The sequence below is a fragment of the Enterococcus sp. genome (assembly GCF_022711995.1).
GTDB lineage: Bacteria > Bacillota > Bacilli > Lactobacillales > Enterococcaceae > Enterococcus_D.
Window position 1 is genome coordinate 1 of record NZ_JALAHI010000077.1, and the last position, 16,838, is coordinate 16,838.

Annotated in this window: 13 protein-coding genes; 10 read left to right on the top strand and 3 right to left on the bottom strand. The window is 42.0% G+C overall.

Annotation, left to right across the window (positions count from 1 at the left end; translation table 11 throughout):
• Positions 1-215: 215 nt before the first annotated feature.
• The 3 genes from pplA to menA all read left to right on the top strand — a co-directional run bounded on the left by pplA (position 216) and on the right by menA (position 3,455).
• Entirely contained in the window at positions 216-1,157 is a 942-nt protein-coding gene (gene pplA, locus Q0A12_RS07525) for an extracellular electron transfer flavoprotein PplA (protein WP_291292048.1), read from the top strand.
• Positions 1,158-1,405: 248 nt separating this feature from the next.
• Entirely contained in the window at positions 1,406-2,482 is a 1,077-nt protein-coding gene (locus tag Q0A12_RS07530; protein WP_291292049.1) for an FAD:protein FMN transferase, read from the top strand.
• Positions 2,483-2,495: 13 nt separating this feature from the next.
• On the top strand, positions 2,496-3,455 hold the full coding sequence (gene menA / locus Q0A12_RS07535) for a 1,4-dihydroxy-2-naphthoate polyprenyltransferase (protein ID WP_291292050.1): 960 nt from the start codon (positions 2,496-2,498) through the stop codon (positions 3,453-3,455).
• Between the two features lie 92 nt (positions 3,456-3,547).
• Here menA and Q0A12_RS07540 read toward each other — a convergent pair whose 3' ends face one another.
• Both Q0A12_RS07540 and Q0A12_RS07545 read right to left on the bottom strand, forming a co-directional pair.
• Positions 3,548-4,507: a biotin--[acetyl-CoA-carboxylase] ligase gene (locus Q0A12_RS07540; RefSeq protein WP_291292051.1), complete on the bottom strand. Its 960-nt coding sequence runs from the start codon at positions 4,505-4,507 to the stop codon at positions 3,548-3,550.
• A gap of 34 nt (positions 4,508-4,541) precedes the next feature.
• A complete protein-coding gene (locus Q0A12_RS07545; RefSeq protein ID WP_291292052.1) occupies positions 4,542-4,853 on the bottom strand; it encodes a hypothetical protein in 312 nt (103 codons plus the stop codon).
• A gap of 93 nt (positions 4,854-4,946) precedes the next feature.
• On the opposite strand from Q0A12_RS07545, the gene rpoB reads away from it, so the two are divergent.
• Together rpoB and rpoC are read left to right on the top strand one after the other, a co-directional pair.
• Positions 4,947-8,564, top strand: coding sequence for a DNA-directed RNA polymerase subunit beta (gene rpoB / locus Q0A12_RS07550; protein WP_291292053.1), 3,618 nt, complete (start codon positions 4,947-4,949; stop codon positions 8,562-8,564).
• Positions 8,565-8,657: 93 nt separating this feature from the next.
• Positions 8,658-12,308 (top strand): DNA-directed RNA polymerase subunit beta', encoded by a 3,651-nt coding sequence (gene rpoC, locus Q0A12_RS07555; RefSeq protein WP_291292054.1) that lies wholly within the window; start codon positions 8,658-8,660, stop codon positions 12,306-12,308.
• Between the two features lie 43 nt (positions 12,309-12,351).
• Here the strand turns inward: rpoC and Q0A12_RS07560 are convergent, their stop codons facing one another.
• Positions 12,352-13,011 carry a hypothetical protein gene (locus tag Q0A12_RS07560; RefSeq protein WP_291292055.1) on the bottom strand — a complete coding sequence of 220 codons (660 nt, stop codon included), beginning with the start codon at positions 13,009-13,011 and terminating at the stop codon, positions 12,352-12,354.
• 131 nt (positions 13,012-13,142) lie between these two features.
• Here Q0A12_RS07560 and Q0A12_RS07565 point away from each other — a divergent pair, with 131 nt between their 5' ends.
• The 5 genes from Q0A12_RS07565 (at position 13,143) to Q0A12_RS07585 (ending at position 16,824) form a co-directional block, all read left to right on the top strand.
• The gene (locus tag Q0A12_RS07565; RefSeq protein WP_003128880.1) at positions 13,143-13,631 is read left to right on the top strand and encodes a Dps family protein; all 489 of its coding nucleotides are present in this window, start codon (positions 13,143-13,145) and stop codon (positions 13,629-13,631) included.
• A gap of 390 nt (positions 13,632-14,021) precedes the next feature.
• The gene (locus Q0A12_RS07570; RefSeq protein ID WP_291292056.1) at positions 14,022-14,651 is read left to right on the top strand and encodes a ketohydroxyglutarate aldolase; all 630 of its coding nucleotides are present in this window, start codon (positions 14,022-14,024) and stop codon (positions 14,649-14,651) included.
• 83 nt (positions 14,652-14,734) lie between these two features.
• Positions 14,735-15,220 carry a PTS sugar transporter subunit IIB gene (locus Q0A12_RS07575; protein WP_291292057.1) on the top strand — a complete coding sequence of 162 codons (486 nt, stop codon included), beginning with the start codon at positions 14,735-14,737 and terminating at the stop codon, positions 15,218-15,220.
• Positions 15,221-15,238: 18 nt separating this feature from the next.
• Complete coding sequence (locus Q0A12_RS07580; RefSeq protein ID WP_228160281.1) at positions 15,239-15,988, top strand: PTS sugar transporter subunit IIC; 750 nt, start codon at positions 15,239-15,241, stop codon at positions 15,986-15,988.
• Entirely contained in the window at positions 15,985-16,824 is an 840-nt protein-coding gene (locus tag Q0A12_RS07585) for a PTS system mannose/fructose/sorbose family transporter subunit IID (protein ID WP_291292058.1), read from the top strand. The genes Q0A12_RS07580 and Q0A12_RS07585 overlap by 4 nt, the downstream gene beginning before the upstream one ends.
• Positions 16,825-16,838: the final 14 nt, after the last annotated feature.

Genomic DNA, 16,838 nt, shown 5'->3' on the forward strand with positions numbered 1-16,838 from the left:
CTATTATATAGAGAAATCTCTCGTTTGTCTAATTTTTATGACAGGAAAATAAGATATTTCATGAAATTCGTGAAAATTTGCGAAAATGAAAAAAAGTAACGAAATATTCACTAAAGGCGTAGGGTAGCGGTTGACATATTTCTATTTTACTTTAAAATGTTAGATGAATCACAAACTTTTTTTGTGGGAAAATAATTAGTAAAAGGTGGAGCATTATGAAAGCAAAGAAATTAATGGTAGGTATGGCGGTATTTTCATTCTCAGCGTTATTATTAGCAGGGTGTGGATCTGACAACGACAAGTCAGCTTCTTCGTCAACAAAAGAAAGTACTTCACAAGTCGCTAGCAGCGAATCAACAACAGCATCTACTGAATCAGAAGCAAAAGTAGTCGCAGGGGCACCATTGCAAGATGGCACATATAAATTAGAAGAAAAGAACTATTCAAATGATTATCGCGTAGTATTCGAGATCACTGTGAAAGATGGCAAAATCACTGAATCTAAGTATGACAACATCAATGCTGACGGCGAATCAAAAACAAAAAATGCAGAATACAACGAAAATATGAAAGCAAAATCTGGTACGAACCCAGAAGAATTTATTCCAAAATTCAATGAAGAATTAGTGGCAGCGCAAAGCCCTTCATCTATTGAAGTTGTTTCTGGTGCAACACACTCATTTGATTCATTCCAAAACTATGCACAACAATTGATCCAAGCTGCTCAAGCAGGTAATACAGATACAATTGAAATCGACAACGGTGCAGACTTACAAGATGGCACATATAAATTGGAAGAAAAGAACTATTCAAACGGTTACCGTGTAGCATTTTCAATCACTGTTAAAGATGGCAAAGTATCAGAATCTAACTATGACTATGTCAATGAAGATGGAAAATCTAAAAAAGATGATACTGAATACAACGAAAACATGAAAGCAAAATCTGGTACAAACCCAGAAGAATTCATTCCAAACTTTAATGAAGCTTTTGTTAAAGCAGTAAATACGGAAGATGGTTCAGTTGCTGATATGGACGTTGTTTCTGGTGCAACACACAGCTACCACAGCTTCGTGATCTACGCACAACAATTGTTGAATGCGGCAGAAAAAGGGGACGAAACTCCTATCGAAGTAGATAACATCGTTACTGAATAATCTAAAAATGAACAAGCGGTATTCTAATGTAGAGTACCGCTTTTTTTATGTCCAAAACCATCTAAATAACCTACCAATATTAAATAATGCGCTAACAAATAGCTCGTGGATGGACTCCTCTGCTTGCCGAAGATTCAAAAGAGATTAAAGAATCGCAAAAGAACCGAAGATTCTGTCACCAACCCTTTTCAATTTAGAAAAAAAAGGCTATTATAATAAAATTGAATATAACAGAAAAGAGGAAGACCATGAAAAAGAAATTATCGTTTTTTGTATTGATTGCTTTTTTTCTCACTATACTATCTGCTTGCGGTAGTGAAAAAGAAACCGTTCAGTTAAGAGACGAACCTTATTTTCACGAAGAATTTTTATTAGGCACTTATACGCGAATTAGAATTTATGATGAGGGCAAAGAATCTGCGATGAAACCAGCATTTGCTCGTATCAAAGAACTTGGAGATAAGATCACAATCAACCAATCCGGTTCAGAAATTGATGAGATCAATGCCCAAGCTGGAATCAAACCAGTCAAAGTTTCGGATGATATTTATTTCCTATTGAAAGATGCCTATGACTATAGCAAAAAATCTGATGGTGGGTTCAATATGGCAATCGGAGCCATCACGCAATTATGGCGTATTGGATTTGATGATGCTCGCAAGCCGGCACAGTCAGAAATTGATGAAGCACTAAAACACATTGATTATCGCAAAGTTGAGTTCAATGATGATGAGAAGACCGTCTATTTAAAAGACAAAGATATGATCATTGACTTAGGGGCAATCGCTAAAGGATATATTACGGATGAAGTCGTCAAAGTATTGAAGAAACAAGGAGTTACCTCGGCAATCGTGGACTTAGGCGGAAATGTCTATGTGTTAGGTCACAGCAATCGTGGCGAAGAGGAACCTTGGAATGTTGGTATCCAAGATCCGAATGAAGCCCGCGGTTCAATTATCGGCAGTATCAAAGAAACCAACAAAACGGTGGTCACTTCAGGTATCTATGAACGCTATTTGAAAGTTGACGGTAAAACCTATCACCACATCTTTGATTCAGAAACCGGTTATCCTTATGACAATGATATTGCCAGTGTTTCGGTCATCACAGATAAGTCCATCGATGGTGACGGATTGACGACAGTTGTTTTCGATAAAGGAATCAAAGCTGGTTTGGAGTATATTGAACAGCATACTGACAAAGGAACCGATGCGATTTTCATCACGAAAGAAGGCATTGTCTATGTCACTGATGGTATCAAAGATACCTTTAAGCTATCGGAAGAATCTGGCTATACGATGGGTGATCGTGCCGATTTAAAATAAGAGGAGGGATTTTGTGTCTCTTGCAGTGTTTTTAGAGGTTGTTGAGATTCGAACCAAGGTTGCTAGCATCTTTCCATTTATTATGGGGGTTTTGTTCTCACTTGTATATTTTCATGAATTTCATCCATTGAATACCTTCATTTTCTTTGTAGGAATGATCTTGTTTGATCTAACGACGACATCGATCAATAATTATATGGATTTCAAAAAAGCCAAATCAACGGTCTATAAATATGAACAAAATGTGATCGGTCGGGAAAAGATTCCCGAAACCCTTGTGCGGAATATGATTTTTGCGATGTTGGCACTGACCCTTTTGATCGGCCTTTATCTGACTTGGGTCACTGGTTGGCTATTATTATTGATGGGATTGGTGGTTTGCTTCATCGGAGTGTTTTATACTTTCGGACCAGTCCCTTTATCTCGGATGCCATTGGGAGAAGTTTTTAGCGGCGTGACAATGGGACTAGGCATTTTTGCCATCACTATTTACTTGAACACGGTCACGCAAAAAGTCTTCTATCTAGATATTGATTTTGCCGCCGGAACCTTTGGTTTAGTGGGTCATTTATGGGCGGTATGTGCCATTGTATTAGCCTCGTTGCCCCTTGTATTTACGATTGCCAATATCATGTTAGCCAATAACTTACGCGATTTGGAAACAGATATTGAAAATCACCGGTATACATTGGTATATTACATTGGTCGGACCAATGGGATTCATCTTTTCCAAGGACTGATGCTGGCGTCTTATGGTGCGATTTTGTTGGGCTTCTTGTTAGGTCTTTACCAGTGGCCGATCCTGCTCGTCTTTCTAACCTTGCCGAAGATTCGCCAAAACTTGAAAGAACATCAAGCCAGTTTGCCGCACCCAAGAAGCTTTGGCTATTCAATCAAAAACATGATTTTATTTAACACCAGTTATGCTCTGGGCCTGCTATTATGCCTTGTCTGGCAATTACTCCTTCATTAGTATGAAGACAAAAACCCGTCGGTTAAAGAACTGCATGTAGATACTGCAGCCGCACTTTAGCCTACGGGTCTTTTTCTGTCTTCTGAAAAAAATTAAGAATAGCTCTCCAAACTGATTTCGCCGGAAGAAAGGACTTTGACTTCTTCCGTGGTGCGAACCACCAGTTCTCCGGTATCGGTAATGGACTCCGCAACCCCTTCATAGGGAACACCTTGTTGCGTGAAGCGAACCGTTTTGCCCAGCACAAATGATTTTTGACGATAAACCGTTAAGTAATCATCCGCCGGCAGTTGTGCCAACAAGTCAAAGAAGCGGGTCCAGACAGCAGCAATCAAGCGGCTTCGATTAATCGGCGCTTCTCCTGTTGGAAAGAGGGAGGTCGCTTTTTGTTGGATCTCCTCTGGAAAGGATGTTTGAGGAATCGCAAAATTGATGCCGATGCCGATCACGATGGAAGCAATTTGTCCGCTCTCAAAATCGCTCGTAGCTTCAGATAAAATACCGCAGACTTTTTTTCCTTCTAAATAAATATCGTTGACCCACTTGATCTGTGTTTCTTTGCCGGTCAGCTCATCGATTGCCTGGGCAACAGCTACTGCTGCTAACACGGTGTATTGAGGCAGTTCGCTAAAGGTATGGTTGGGTTTCAACAGCAAACTCATATAGATTCCTTTTCCTTTTGGAGAAAAGAAGGGGCGGTTAAATCGACCATGCCCGCCTACTTGGGTTTCCGCCAAGAATAAAGCGGGGGTTGAAAGCTCAGACAATGCCGCAAGTTTTGCTTCTTTCATGGTAGTTTCAACTTGATCCGCAATCTGAATCGTTGCAATCATCGGCAGTGCTTCCTGCAATGCGTTCTGGTCGTAACGATCGGCGGATAAAAAGCGGTAGCCGCTGGCTGAATGTTCAAAGTGATACCCCTTTTTTTCTAATTCTTTGATGGCTTTCCAGACGGCGGTCCGAGAAATGTCTAATTTCTGGGCAATTTTTTCTCCAGATAAAACGGAGGTTTCTTGTTGCAACAATGCCAAAATCTTTTCTCTCGTTGTCATAGTTGCTCCTTTCAAAATGTTTCACGTGTAACGCTTACGCTTTTTTTGCTAGCATAGCAAGAAAAAACGAAATTGCAAAGAAAATTTTCGACTTTTTCCCGAAATTTTGAGAAAGTTTTCTTAAAGAAAATTTAGAATTTTTAGGCTTTGGGAAAGCATTGCAACTTTCAATGAAAGCTTGACATGAATAAGCTTCATCTGTATAATAAGGAGTTGCAAAAACTATCTGAAAGAAAAAAGCAGAAACGAAATATTGTCCGTTTCGGCTTGGGAATAGGGAAACAAAAGTAGAAAATGCCCAATGCATCCGTTCTATTTTTGGTTTTTTTTTGCCTAAAAGCCGCAAAAAATGCTTTCTGTAATTTATATTTAATATTTGTTACAGTTTTGTAAATAATCGGATAGCCTTTTTGAAAGACTTTATGAAGAGGTGAAGAGCTTGGCTGGACACGTAGTAAAATACGGAAAGCATCGCGAACGTAGAAGTTTCGCACGGATCAGTGAAGTATTAGAATTACCGAATTTGATTGAAATTCAAACCGACTCTTACCAATGGTTCTTAGATGAGGGCCTAAGAGAAATGTTTGAAGATATTTTGCCAATCGAAGGATTTAATGGCAATTTGTCCCTAGAATTTGTCGATTATGAATTGAAAGAACCTAAGTACACAGTGGAAGAAGCTCGTGCCCATGATGCGAACTATTCGGCACCATTGCATGTCACATTGCGTCTAACAAACCGTGAAACTGGCGAAATCAAATCACAAGAAGTCTTCTTCGGCGATTTCCCATTAATGACAGAACAAGGTACGTTTATCATCAACGGGGCAGAACGGGTCATCGTTTCTCAGTTAGTCCGTTCACCAGGTGTTTATTTCCATGGAAAAGTAGACAAAAACGGGAAAGAAGGCTTCGGCTCAACTGTGATTCCTAACCGCGGTGCGTGGTTAGAAATGGAGACAGATGCCAAAGACATCTCTTATGTCCGGATTGACCGTACCCGTAAAATTCCTTTGACCGTATTAGTGCGTGCCCTAGGATTTGGTTCAGATGACACGATTTTCGAAATCTTCGGAGACAGTGATTCATTGCGCAACACTATTGAAAAAGACTTGCACAAAAATGCAAGCGACTCTCGGACAGAAGAAGGACTGAAAGATGTTTATGAACGTCTGCGTCCAGGCGAACCAAAAACAGCTGACAGCTCACGCAGCCTGTTAAATGCTCGTTTCTTCGATCCAAAACGTTATGACCTAGCAAATGTTGGTCGTTACAAAGTAAATAAAAAGTTAGACTTGAAAACCCGTCTATTGAACTTAACTTTAGCAGAAACATTGGTTGATCCTGAAACTGGTGAAATCATCGTTGAAAAAGGAACTGTTTTGACTCACCAAGTGATGGAAACATTAGGTGCCTTTATCGATAATGGTTTAAATAGTGTTACTTACTACCCATCAGAAGATGGTGTTGTTACAGAACCAATGACAGTTCAAGTCATTAAAGTCTTTTCACCAAAAGATCCTGAGCAAGAAGTGAATATCATCGGTAATGGCTATCCAGATACGACTGTTCGTACCGTACGTCCAGCGGATATTATTGCGTCTATGAGCTACTTCTTCAACTTAATGGAAGGTATCGGCAATGTGGATGATATCGATCACTTAGGAAACCGCCGGATTCGTTCCGTTGGGGAATTATTGCAAAATCAATTCCGTATCGGACTTGCTCGGATGGAACGTGTCGTTCGTGAACGGATGTCAATTCAAGATACAGAAACATTGACACCGCAACAATTGATCAATATTCGTCCTGTTGTAGCAAGTATCAAAGAATTCTTTGGTTCTTCTCAGTTGTCACAGTTCATGGACCAAACCAACCCACTGGGTGAGTTGACCCATAAACGTCGTTTGTCAGCCTTAGGACCTGGTGGTTTGACGCGTGACCGTGCCGGATATGAAGTACGGGACGTTCACTATTCCCACTATGGCCGGATGTGTCCGATTGAAACCCCTGAAGGACCGAATATCGGGTTGATCAACAGCTTGGCTTCTTATGCCAAAGTTAACAAATATGGCTTTATCGAAACCCCTTATCGTCGTGTGGATCGGGAAACAGGCCGTGTGACAGACCAAATCGACTATCTGACTGCAGATATCGAAGACCATTACGTTGTTGCCCAAGCAAACAGCTTGCTGAATGAAGACGGCACTTTCGTGAATGAGGTTGTTATGGCCCGTGCGACTTCTGAAAACTTAGAAGTATCCATCGACAAAGTAGATTACATGGACGTTTCACCTAAACAAGTAGTCGCAGTCGCAACAGCTTGTATCCCATTCTTGGAAAACGATGACTCCAACCGTGCCTTGATGGGTGCCAACATGCAGCGGCAAGCAGTTCCATTGATCAACCCTAAATCACCATGGGTCGGTACTGGTATGGAATACAAATCAGCTCATGACTCAGGTGCTGCATTATTGTGTAAACAAGATGGAATCGTTGAATATGTGGATGCTGCTGAAATTCGCGTTCGTCGCGACAATGGCGCATTAGATGTTTATTCGGTAACGAAATTCCGTCGTTCCAACTCAGGAACAAGCTACAACCAACGCCCACTTGTGGCCCTTGGTGAAAAAGTAGAAAAAGGCGACATCCTTGCAGATGGCCCATCCATGGAAAATGGGGAAATGGCATTAGGACAAAACGTCCTAGTCGCATTCATGACTTGGGAAGGGTACAACTATGAAGATGCCATCATCATGAGCCGCCGTTTGGTGAAAGATGATGTCTACACTTCTGTGCATATTGAAGAGTATGAATCAGAAGCTCGTGATACAAAATTAGGACCTGAAGAAATCACTCGTGAAATCCCGAATGTCGGGGAAGACGCATTGAAAGATCTAGACGAAATGGGGATCATCCGCATTGGTGCGGAAGTCAAAGATGGCGATCTGTTGGTTGGTAAAGTAACGCCTAAAGGGGTAACGGAACTATCTGCAGAAGAACGCTTGCTTCATGCAATCTTTGGTGAAAAAGCCCGCGAAGTCCGGGATACATCTCTTCGCGTACCTCACGGTGGTGGCGGAATCGTCCATGATGTGAAAATCTTTACCCGCGAAGCTGGCGATGAATTGTCACCAGGTGTCAACATGCTCGTTCGCGTGTATATCGTTCAAAAACGGAAAATCCATGAAGGGGATAAAATGGCCGGCCGTCACGGAAACAAAGGGGTCGTTTCTCGCATTATGCCAGAAGAAGACATGCCTTTCTTACCAGATGGTACACCAGTTGATATCATGTTGAACCCATTAGGGGTGCCTTCACGGATGAACATTGGACAAGTATTGGAATTACACTTAGGAATGGCTGCCCGTCAATTAGGAATCCACGTTGCTACACCAGTCTTTGATGGTGCCAGCGATGAAGATGTTTGGGCAACAGTTGCAGAAGCCGGTATGGCTAGCGATGCCAAAACCGTTTTGTATGATGGCCGTACTGGAGAACCATTTGATGGTCGAATCTCCGTAGGTGTCATGTACATGATCAAATTGGCCCACATGGTCGATGATAAATTACATGCCCGCTCAATTGGACCATACTCATTGGTTACACAACAACCATTGGGTGGTAAAGCACAATTTGGTGGACAACGTTTCGGGGAAATGGAAGTTTGGGCACTGGAAGCATACGGTGCTGCTTATACCTTGCAAGAGATCTTGACGTACAAATCAGATGACGTTGTTGGTCGTGTGAAGACATACGAAGCGATCGTTAAAGGGGAACCAATTCCAAAACCAGGCGTACCAGAATCATTCCGCGTATTAGTCAAAGAATTGCAATCACTTGGTTTAGACATGCGTGTCCTAGACATTGATGATGCAGAAATTGAATTGCGTGATATGGATGATGACGATGATGACTTGATCACCGTGGATGCCTTAACGAAATTTGCCGAACAACAAAATGCTCGTGAACTTGAGCAACAAGCACAAACAGAAGCTAAAAATGCCGCCGATGATTTGAACCAACAAATCGAGACAGCAGAAGATCGCTTGCAATAATAGAGACGAGGGGACATTCGTCAAAACCAGACGGAGGTCCCAACCTCGTGTTCTATCGGATATGTCCATGAAATGAAATGGAGGGAACCTTTTTTGATCGATGTAAATAAATTCGAAAGTATGCAAATCGGTTTGGCTTCTCCTGAAAAAATCAGAAGCTGGTCTTACGGTGAAGTAAAAAAACCAGAAACCATTAACTATCGTACGTTGAAACCTGAACGTGAAGGGTTGTTTGACGAGCGTATTTTCGGCCCAACCAAAGACTGGGAATGTGCCTGCGGAAAATACAAACGAATTCGTTATAAAGGAATCGTTTGTGACCGTTGCGGTGTTGAAGTCACTCGCTCAAAAGTTCGTCGTGAACGGATGGGTCACATTGAATTAGCAGCACCAGTATCACATATTTGGTACTTCAAAGGTATTCCATCACGGATGGGTCTAGTGTTAGACATGAGCCCACGTGCCTTGGAAGAAATCATTTATTTTGCTTCTTATGTCGTGATCGAGCCAGGAAACACTAGTCTTGAGAAGAAACAATTATTGACTGAACGGGAATACCGTGAAAAACGTGACCAATACGGTCAAGAATTTTCAGCAGCGATGGGTGCTGAAGCCATCAAACAATTGTTGGATGGTGTGGATCTAGACGGCGAAGTTGCCGAACTAAAAGAAGAATTGAAAAACGCGACTGGACAAAAACGGACACGTGCGATCCGCCGTTTGGATATCTTAGAAGCTTTCCGTGCTTCAGGAAACAAACCAAGCTGGATGGTCATGGATGTTATTCCAGTTATCCCGCCTGATTTGCGCCCAATGGTTCAATTAGAAGGTGGCCGTTTCGCAACAAGTGACTTGAACGATCTTTATCGTCGTGTAATCAACCGGAACAACCGTTTGAAACGTCTATTAGACTTAAATGCACCAAATATTATTGTTCAAAATGAAAAACGGATGCTCCAAGAAGCAGTGGATGCCTTGATCGATAACGGTCGTCGCGGTCGTCCAGTTGCTGGACCAGGTAACCGTCCATTGAAATCTCTTTCTCATATGTTGAAAGGAAAACAAGGTCGTTTCCGTCAAAACTTGCTAGGTAAACGTGTTGACTACTCTGGTCGTTCCGTTATCGTCGTTGGTCCATTCCTAAAAATGTATCAATGTGGATTGCCAAAAGAAATGGCAATCGAATTGTTCAAACCATTTGTGATGCGTGAATTGGTTTCTCGTGAAATCGCGTCAAACATCAAAAATGCAAAACGTAAAATCGAACGTCAAGAAGACGAAGTTTGGGATGTCTTAGAAGACGTCATCAAAGAACACCCTGTTCTTTTGAACCGGGCACCTACGTTGCACAGACTAGGGATTCAAGCTTTTGAACCTGTATTGGTTGAAGGCCGTGCGATTCGTTTGCACCCACTAGTTTGTGAAGCCTACAATGCCGATTTCGATGGGGACCAAATGGCTGTCCACGTACCATTGAATGAAGAAGCGCAAGCCGAAGCACGGATGCTGATGTTAGCTGCACAAAACATCTTGAATCCAAAAGACGGTAAGCCAGTTGTAACCCCATCTCAAGATATGGTCCTTGGGAACTATTACTTGACAATGGAAGAAGAAGGCCGTGAAGGGGAAGGCATGATCTTCCGTGACATGGATGAAGCTGTAACTGCTTGGCGCAATGGCTACGTGCATTTACACACACGTATCGCTGTTAATCCAAACACATTAGGGGACAAACCATTCACAGCAGAACAAAAAGAACGCTTGATGGTAACCACTGTTGGGAAAGTGATCTTCAACTCGATCATGCCACCAGAATTCCCTTACTTGAACGAACCAACTGACTTTAACTTGACGGTCCAAACACCAGATAAATACTTTGTCGAAGCTGGGACAGATATTCCTGCCTTCATCAAAGAACAAGAATTAGTCGGACCATTCAAGAAGAAAAACTTAGGAAATATCATTTCTGAAGTCTTCAAACGTTTCCGCATCACTGAAACATCACGGATGCTTGACCGGATGAAAGACTTAGGGTACAGCCATTCAACAATGGCGGGTATTACTGTAGGTATCGCGGATATCATGAACTTGCATGAAAAACATGACATCATCGAAAAAGCCCACAAACAAGTTGAAACGATCACGAAACAATTCCGTCGTGGATTGATTACAGATGACGAACGCTATGAACGCGTAATCGGTGTCTGGAATGCAGCGAAAGATGAAATCCAATTGAAACTGATGGAATCATTGGAAGCGAAAAACCCAATCTTCATGATGTCCGATTCCGGAGCCCGTGGTAACATCTCCAACTTTACTCAGCTTGCTGGGATGCGTGGATTGATGGCTGCGCCGAATGGACAAATCATGGAATTGCCGATCATCTCCAACTTCCGTGAAGGACTTTCTGTCTTGGAAATGTTTATCTCTACTCACGGAGCCCGTAAAGGAATGACCGATACCGCCTTGAAGACAGCCGATTCCGGTTACTTGACTCGTCGTTTGGTTGACGTGGCACAAGATGTCATCATTCGTGAAGAAGATTGTGGAACCGACCGCGGCTTAGATATTCAAGCCATTCGTGAAGGTAACGAAATCATCGAATCATTGGAAGAACGCTTGATTGGACGTTACACACGTAAATCAGCGATCCATCCAGAGACGGGTGCAGTCATTGTCGGACCAGATCAATTGATCACTGAAGACCTTGCCAAAGAAATCGTTGACGCAGGAATCGAAACAGTTTCGATCCGTTCTGTCTTTACATGTAATACAAAACATGGTGTATGTAAACATTGTTATGGCCGCAACTTGGCAACTGGTTCAGAAGTTGAAGTTGGTGAAGCAGTCGGTACCATCGCTGCCCAATCCATCGGTGAACCAGGTACTCAGTTGACCATGCGTACATTCCATACCGGCGGGGTAGCCGGTGACGATATCACTCAAGGTCTGCCTCGTGTCCAAGAAATCTTTGAAGCCCGTAATCCGAAAGGGCAAGCGGTCATCACTGAAGTTACCGGTGAAGTAATCGATATCTCTGAAGATGCGTCTACTCGTACGAAAGAAGTGACGATCAAAGGGGAAACTGATACTCGGACCTATACCGTACCATTTACTGCTCGTATGAAAGTGGTTGAAGGAGACTTCATCCATCGCGGCGCACCATTGACAGAAGGATCAATCGATCCAAAACAATTGTTGCAAGTCCGTGACGTCTTGTCTGTTGAAAACTATCTATTGCGTGAAGTACAACGCGTTTACCGTATGCAAGGGGTAGAAATCGGCGACAAACATATCGAAGTAATGGTTCGTCAAATGTTGCGTAAAGTTCGCGTCATGGATCCAGGTGATTCAGATATCCTACCAGGAACATTGATGGATATTGCTGACTTTAAAGACCGCAACTACAACACATTGGTTGCAGGTGGTGTTCCTGCCACAAGCCGTCCAGTCTTGCTTGGTATCACAAAAGCATCCTTGGAAACAAACAGCTTCTTATCTGCTGCTTCCTTCCAAGAAACAACACGTGTGTTGACAGATGCTGCAATTCGCGGGAAGAAAGACCCACTACTAGGATTGAAGGAAAATGTTATCATCGGTAAGATTATTCCTGCAGGTACTGGTATGGCTCGCTACCGTGAAATGGAACCAAAAGAAGTCACTGTTGCTAGTGAAAATGTCTATAGCATTTCTGACATTGAAGCACAAATGGCTGCAGAAGATGCACTGAACAACCAAAACTAAACAAAAGCCCACTGTTTCGTTATTGAAACAGTGGGCTTTTTTGTTAAAGAAATCGCACTAGGACTAACGCCACACTCAAACAGGGAACAAAAGGCAGCATCTGTAATTGTTTTCCGACAAATAGCTTGTGCAATGAAAAAAACAGGAGCCCGCAGCAGCTAGCAATAATCAACAGCCAAAGGAGTTGGTGTGTAGTCAGCCAAGGCGCCCAACCACCAATCAGAATTAAGTCGCCATCTCCCAACTGTTGTTGCCAAACGAAAAAGCACAAAGGCAGGAGCAGCAGGAAGTTCTGCCAATAGAAAGACTGTGCAGTCAAGAGATTGGCAAAAGCCAGTAAAAGCAAAGAAGGATAGAGGATCTCTCCTCTAACGCTAAAGTCATAGAGGTCGGTTAGAGTGATCAGATACGCACTGCTCAACCAGATCAATGCCAACCAACGGTCGTCAATGGATGGCTGCGTGAAAGCAAACCAAATCAGCCAGCCATAAACGCCTTTTGTCAATACACTAGGGGCAGAGTAATCCAGTAACATTTCTAGATGTTTGATAAACGGAAAAAAAGACTTTTGAGTCATGGAATAGAAAATAGAAGGTTTTCTATGAAAATCATCAAAATAGGCCTTTGAATCTTTCTGCCAATAAATGGTTTGAACAAGGCCATAGGCCCCTGCACCTAAAATATACCCGCAAATAAGATACACTGTCTCCTCCTCCTTTGTCTCATAAAGAAATACGTCAAAAGGTGAGAAATTTTCTCAAGTAGTTGGTTTTGGTGTACTTTTTTTTTGTTTCATACTATGCTTAAAATAGAGAATTTAAAGGAGGAATCGTAATGAAATTTGAACAAACAAAAGAAGTATTGAATCAACTCGTTGCTGACTTGAGTCAAATGGCAATGGTCGTTCACCAAACACACTGGTATATGCGAGGACCTGGCTTTTTAACTTTACATCCAATGATGGATGATTTTATGGATGACTTGAATGACCAATTAGATGTGATCTCTGAACGCTTGATTACATTAGACGGTTCACCTTATTCAACTTTACGGGAAATGGCAGATAACACACAAATCCCTGATGAAATCGGCAATTGGGATCGTACAATCCCAGAACGTTTAGCTACACTTGTTGAAGGCTACCGTTATCTAGCTGACTTGTACCAAAAAGGGATTGAAGTCAGTGGGGAAGAAGGCGACGATCCAACACAAGATATCTTTATCGGTTTCAAAACAGATACCGAAAAACGTATCTGGATGATCCAAGCGCATCTAGGGGAAGCACCTCAAATCGATCCAGCAAAATCACGCGTGCGTCATTGATTGCCAGCGACTAAAACTATTTTTCATCAAACTGTATGAAATGAATAAAAACCGGAACAGAAAACCTCTGTTCCGGTTTTTTTGTTTGCACCAGAAATTTTTTTTCGGATAGAGGGATTTCTTTTCTTAGGGGGGAGTGGGAGGAGCCATTTCTTTTTATACGAGTGACCCATTCGTTTGTTTCCATCACTTCAATGGAAAGGGCAGTGCTTCCGGAATGGAATCAGACGCCGTCAAAATTTCGAAAAATGAAATTTCTAAACAGATGGAAACGCTTTCGTACCAAGTGGATTGTGTCTGTCATCCAAAAAAGGAGATTTTTTTTCGTTTGTTCAAACATATGAATATTTTCCCATTCGATTTAAATTATAGGTGAGGTGAGGAGAAATGATGAAAAAAATGAGTGTCACACAGAGAATGTATCAAGCCGGTGCATTAGCAATTGTCCGCACGGAATCCTTTGACCGAGCGTGTGAAATTGCGGATGGGTGTATCGCCGGTGGTGTACCAGTGATGGAAATGAGTTATACCTTGAATAGTGCTGGCGACATCATAAAAAAATTGACAGAAAAATATGGGGATCAATTATGTGTAGGCGCAGGGACAGTTTTTGATAGCGAAACAGCCAGACATGCAATACTACATGGTGCTCAATTTATTATTGCACCGAATTACTCAAAAGAGGTTGCAAAGATATGTAACCGATACCAAATCCCGTATGCCCCGGGCTGTACGTCCTTTACAGAGGCTGTGGATTCATTGAGTGCGGGAGCTGCTTTCATCAAAGCCTTTCCAATCTCGGATTTTTATGGTTCTAAACTAGTAAGTGTCTTTAAAACACCGATTCCAGATATGCCAATTTTAGCTAGTGGCGGGATCAATCTCGAGAACATCGAAACATGGCTGCAACGTGGCGTTGATGTCTGTGGTATCGGGAGTCTATTGACAAAAGGAACGGTGGCAGAAATTATGGCCAATGCGAAAGCGATTCATACGGTCGTCCAAAAATACCGTAAGTAGTTTTGGAAAAAAGAGTTGGCAAAGGAAATTTAACAAACAACAATTAGAAACCGCTTACTAAGTGGCAGAAAAGAGGAAAATATATGAGTATTGCACTAACAAGAGTCGATTTTAGACTAATCCATGGACAGGTGATCACTCGCTGGCTAAAGCAATGTGATATCAACGAAATCGTTACAGTAGATACAGCACTAAGCAAAGATGAGTTTATGCAAGATGTTTTTAAAATGGCTGCACCTAAAGGGGTTCGGATTCGGATTCTTTCTGTCGAGGAAGCTGTCGCAGCGCAAGAAAACGGCGAATTTGAGAGAAATCGTATTTTGGTTTTACTAAAAAGTGTTCAAGAATTGGCCAATGCGATCAACGCCGGTTTGGCATTACCCGAAATTCAAATTGGCGGCTTAGGTGGTGGCCCTGGCAGAAAGGCTGTCAACAATGCTATTACCCTTGATCGTAAAGATGCCGACCAATTGTTAGCGATTGAGTCTAAAGGGATCAAAGTCTATTTCCAAACGACACCGGATTATCCTTCAGAAACACTTCAAAACGCAGTAAAAAAATTAGCATAAAAATTAAGGAGTGAAAACATGGTTATTCAATCAGCATTAATCGGTTTAATTTATTGGTTGGCAATGGGTCGCGCCAGTTACTTCGTTTCTTTTGCCTTTAGAAAGCCGGTCGTCTTAGGGGTTTTTATTGGTCTCGTATATGGGGATGTTCAAGCAGGACTGTTATATGGTGCAACGATTCAGCTGATGTATATGGGTGGAATCGAGGCTGGAGGAAATATTCCTAGTGACCAGGCGTTGGCAGCATGTATTGCTATTCCAGCAGCGTTGGCTAGTGGTCTAGATGCCAGTGCAGCTGTCGCTTTAGCAGTGCCGTTCGGTGTTCTCGGCGTATTGATCAATAATGTTCGTCGTACGATCAATTCATTTTATAACACCAGAGCGGATGCCTTAGTCGAAGCAAATAAATATGATCGCTTGTCATTGTTCTCTTTTGTGATTCCTTGGTTAACGAATGGCGTTCTATACTTTACACCAGTATTTATTGCAACATTATTTGGTACGAATGTCATTCAAGCATTTTTAAACGTTATCCCGGAATGGCTAATGAATGGGTTAGCCAATGCAGGGGGCATGTTGCCAGCACTAGGATTTGCGTTGACACTAGTAGTGATGGGGAAAAAACAGTATTTGCCATTTTTTGTTTTAGGATTTTTCATGTATGCAGTTCTAGGATTCTCCATGTTAACAGGAGCAGTCTTTGCTGTCTGTATTGCAATGATTAGTTCATTATTCAAACAAAATTCTGATGAGGGGGAATTTGCATGAGTACAGAAATGACCGTTACGAACGAAAAAAAAGTGACTAAGTTGGACCTGCTAAAAGCTTGGTGGAAATGGACACTGGCAGTGGAGGTTCCGGTTAGTTTCGACCGTATGCAGGCCTTAGCTTTCAGCTATTCATTAAATAAGACGCTTCAAAAAATTTATAAAGATGATCCAGAAGAACTACAAGCGGCGATGAAACGACATGTACAAATGTTTAATACCAATTGCGACTGGGGAAGTATTATTCATGGGATCGTCATTTCACTAGAAGAGCAAAGAGCCAATGGAAACGAAGAAATCACTCCAGAAGTCATCGAATCTTTAAAAATTGGTTTGATGGGCCCCTTAGCGGGGATTGGAGACAGTGTTGACCAAGGTATCGTGGCTACGATTCCGCTAGCCATTTTTGTTCCGATGGCTTTAAATGGCTCGATTTTAGCAGCTTTTATCCCAGGCATTATCTACATTGCATGGAGCTTTGGCTGGTCATGGTTTTTGATCAACAAAGGTTATACCTTAGGAAAAAGTTCTGTATTAAATATTTTGAACTCTGGATCCATCAAAAAAGTCATCGATATTGCCAGCATTGTCGGACTCTTTATGATTGGCTGTCTGTCTGCAGCGTATGTCAAATTCTCGACGATTCTCGAATTTAGCAATGAAACAGGAACAACCTCGGTACAGGAAATCATTGATGGTATGCTACCAAACTTGTTGCCATTTTGTTTGGTCATGGCTATGTATTTCTATATCGTGAAAAAAGGACCAAAATACTTACAAATCATTATTGCGACGATGCTCTTTGCAATCGCACTAACCTTTTTCGGTATTTTGTAAGACAGATTGGAGAA

Coding starts and splice junctions, on each gene's coding strand:
- pplA (WP_291292048.1), top strand. CDS start 216: ATGAAAGCAAAGAAATTAATGGTAGGTATGGCGGTATTTTCATTCTCA.
- Q0A12_RS07530 (WP_291292049.1), top strand. CDS start 1,406: ATGAAAAAGAAATTATCGTTTTTTGTATTGATTGCTTTTTTTCTCACT.
- Q0A12_RS07540 (WP_291292051.1), bottom strand. CDS start 4,507: ATGACAACGAGAGAAAAGATTTTGGCATTGTTGCAACAAGAAACCTCC.
- Q0A12_RS07565 (WP_003128880.1), top strand. CDS start 13,143: ATGAAATTTGAACAAACAAAAGAAGTATTGAATCAACTCGTTGCTGAC.
- Q0A12_RS07570 (WP_291292056.1), top strand. CDS start 14,022: ATGAAAAAAATGAGTGTCACACAGAGAATGTATCAAGCCGGTGCATTA.
- Q0A12_RS07575 (WP_291292057.1), top strand. CDS start 14,735: ATGAGTATTGCACTAACAAGAGTCGATTTTAGACTAATCCATGGACAG.
- Q0A12_RS07580 (WP_228160281.1), top strand. CDS start 15,239: ATGGTTATTCAATCAGCATTAATCGGTTTAATTTATTGGTTGGCAATG.
- Q0A12_RS07585 (WP_291292058.1), top strand. CDS start 15,985: ATGAGTACAGAAATGACCGTTACGAACGAAAAAAAAGTGACTAAGTTG.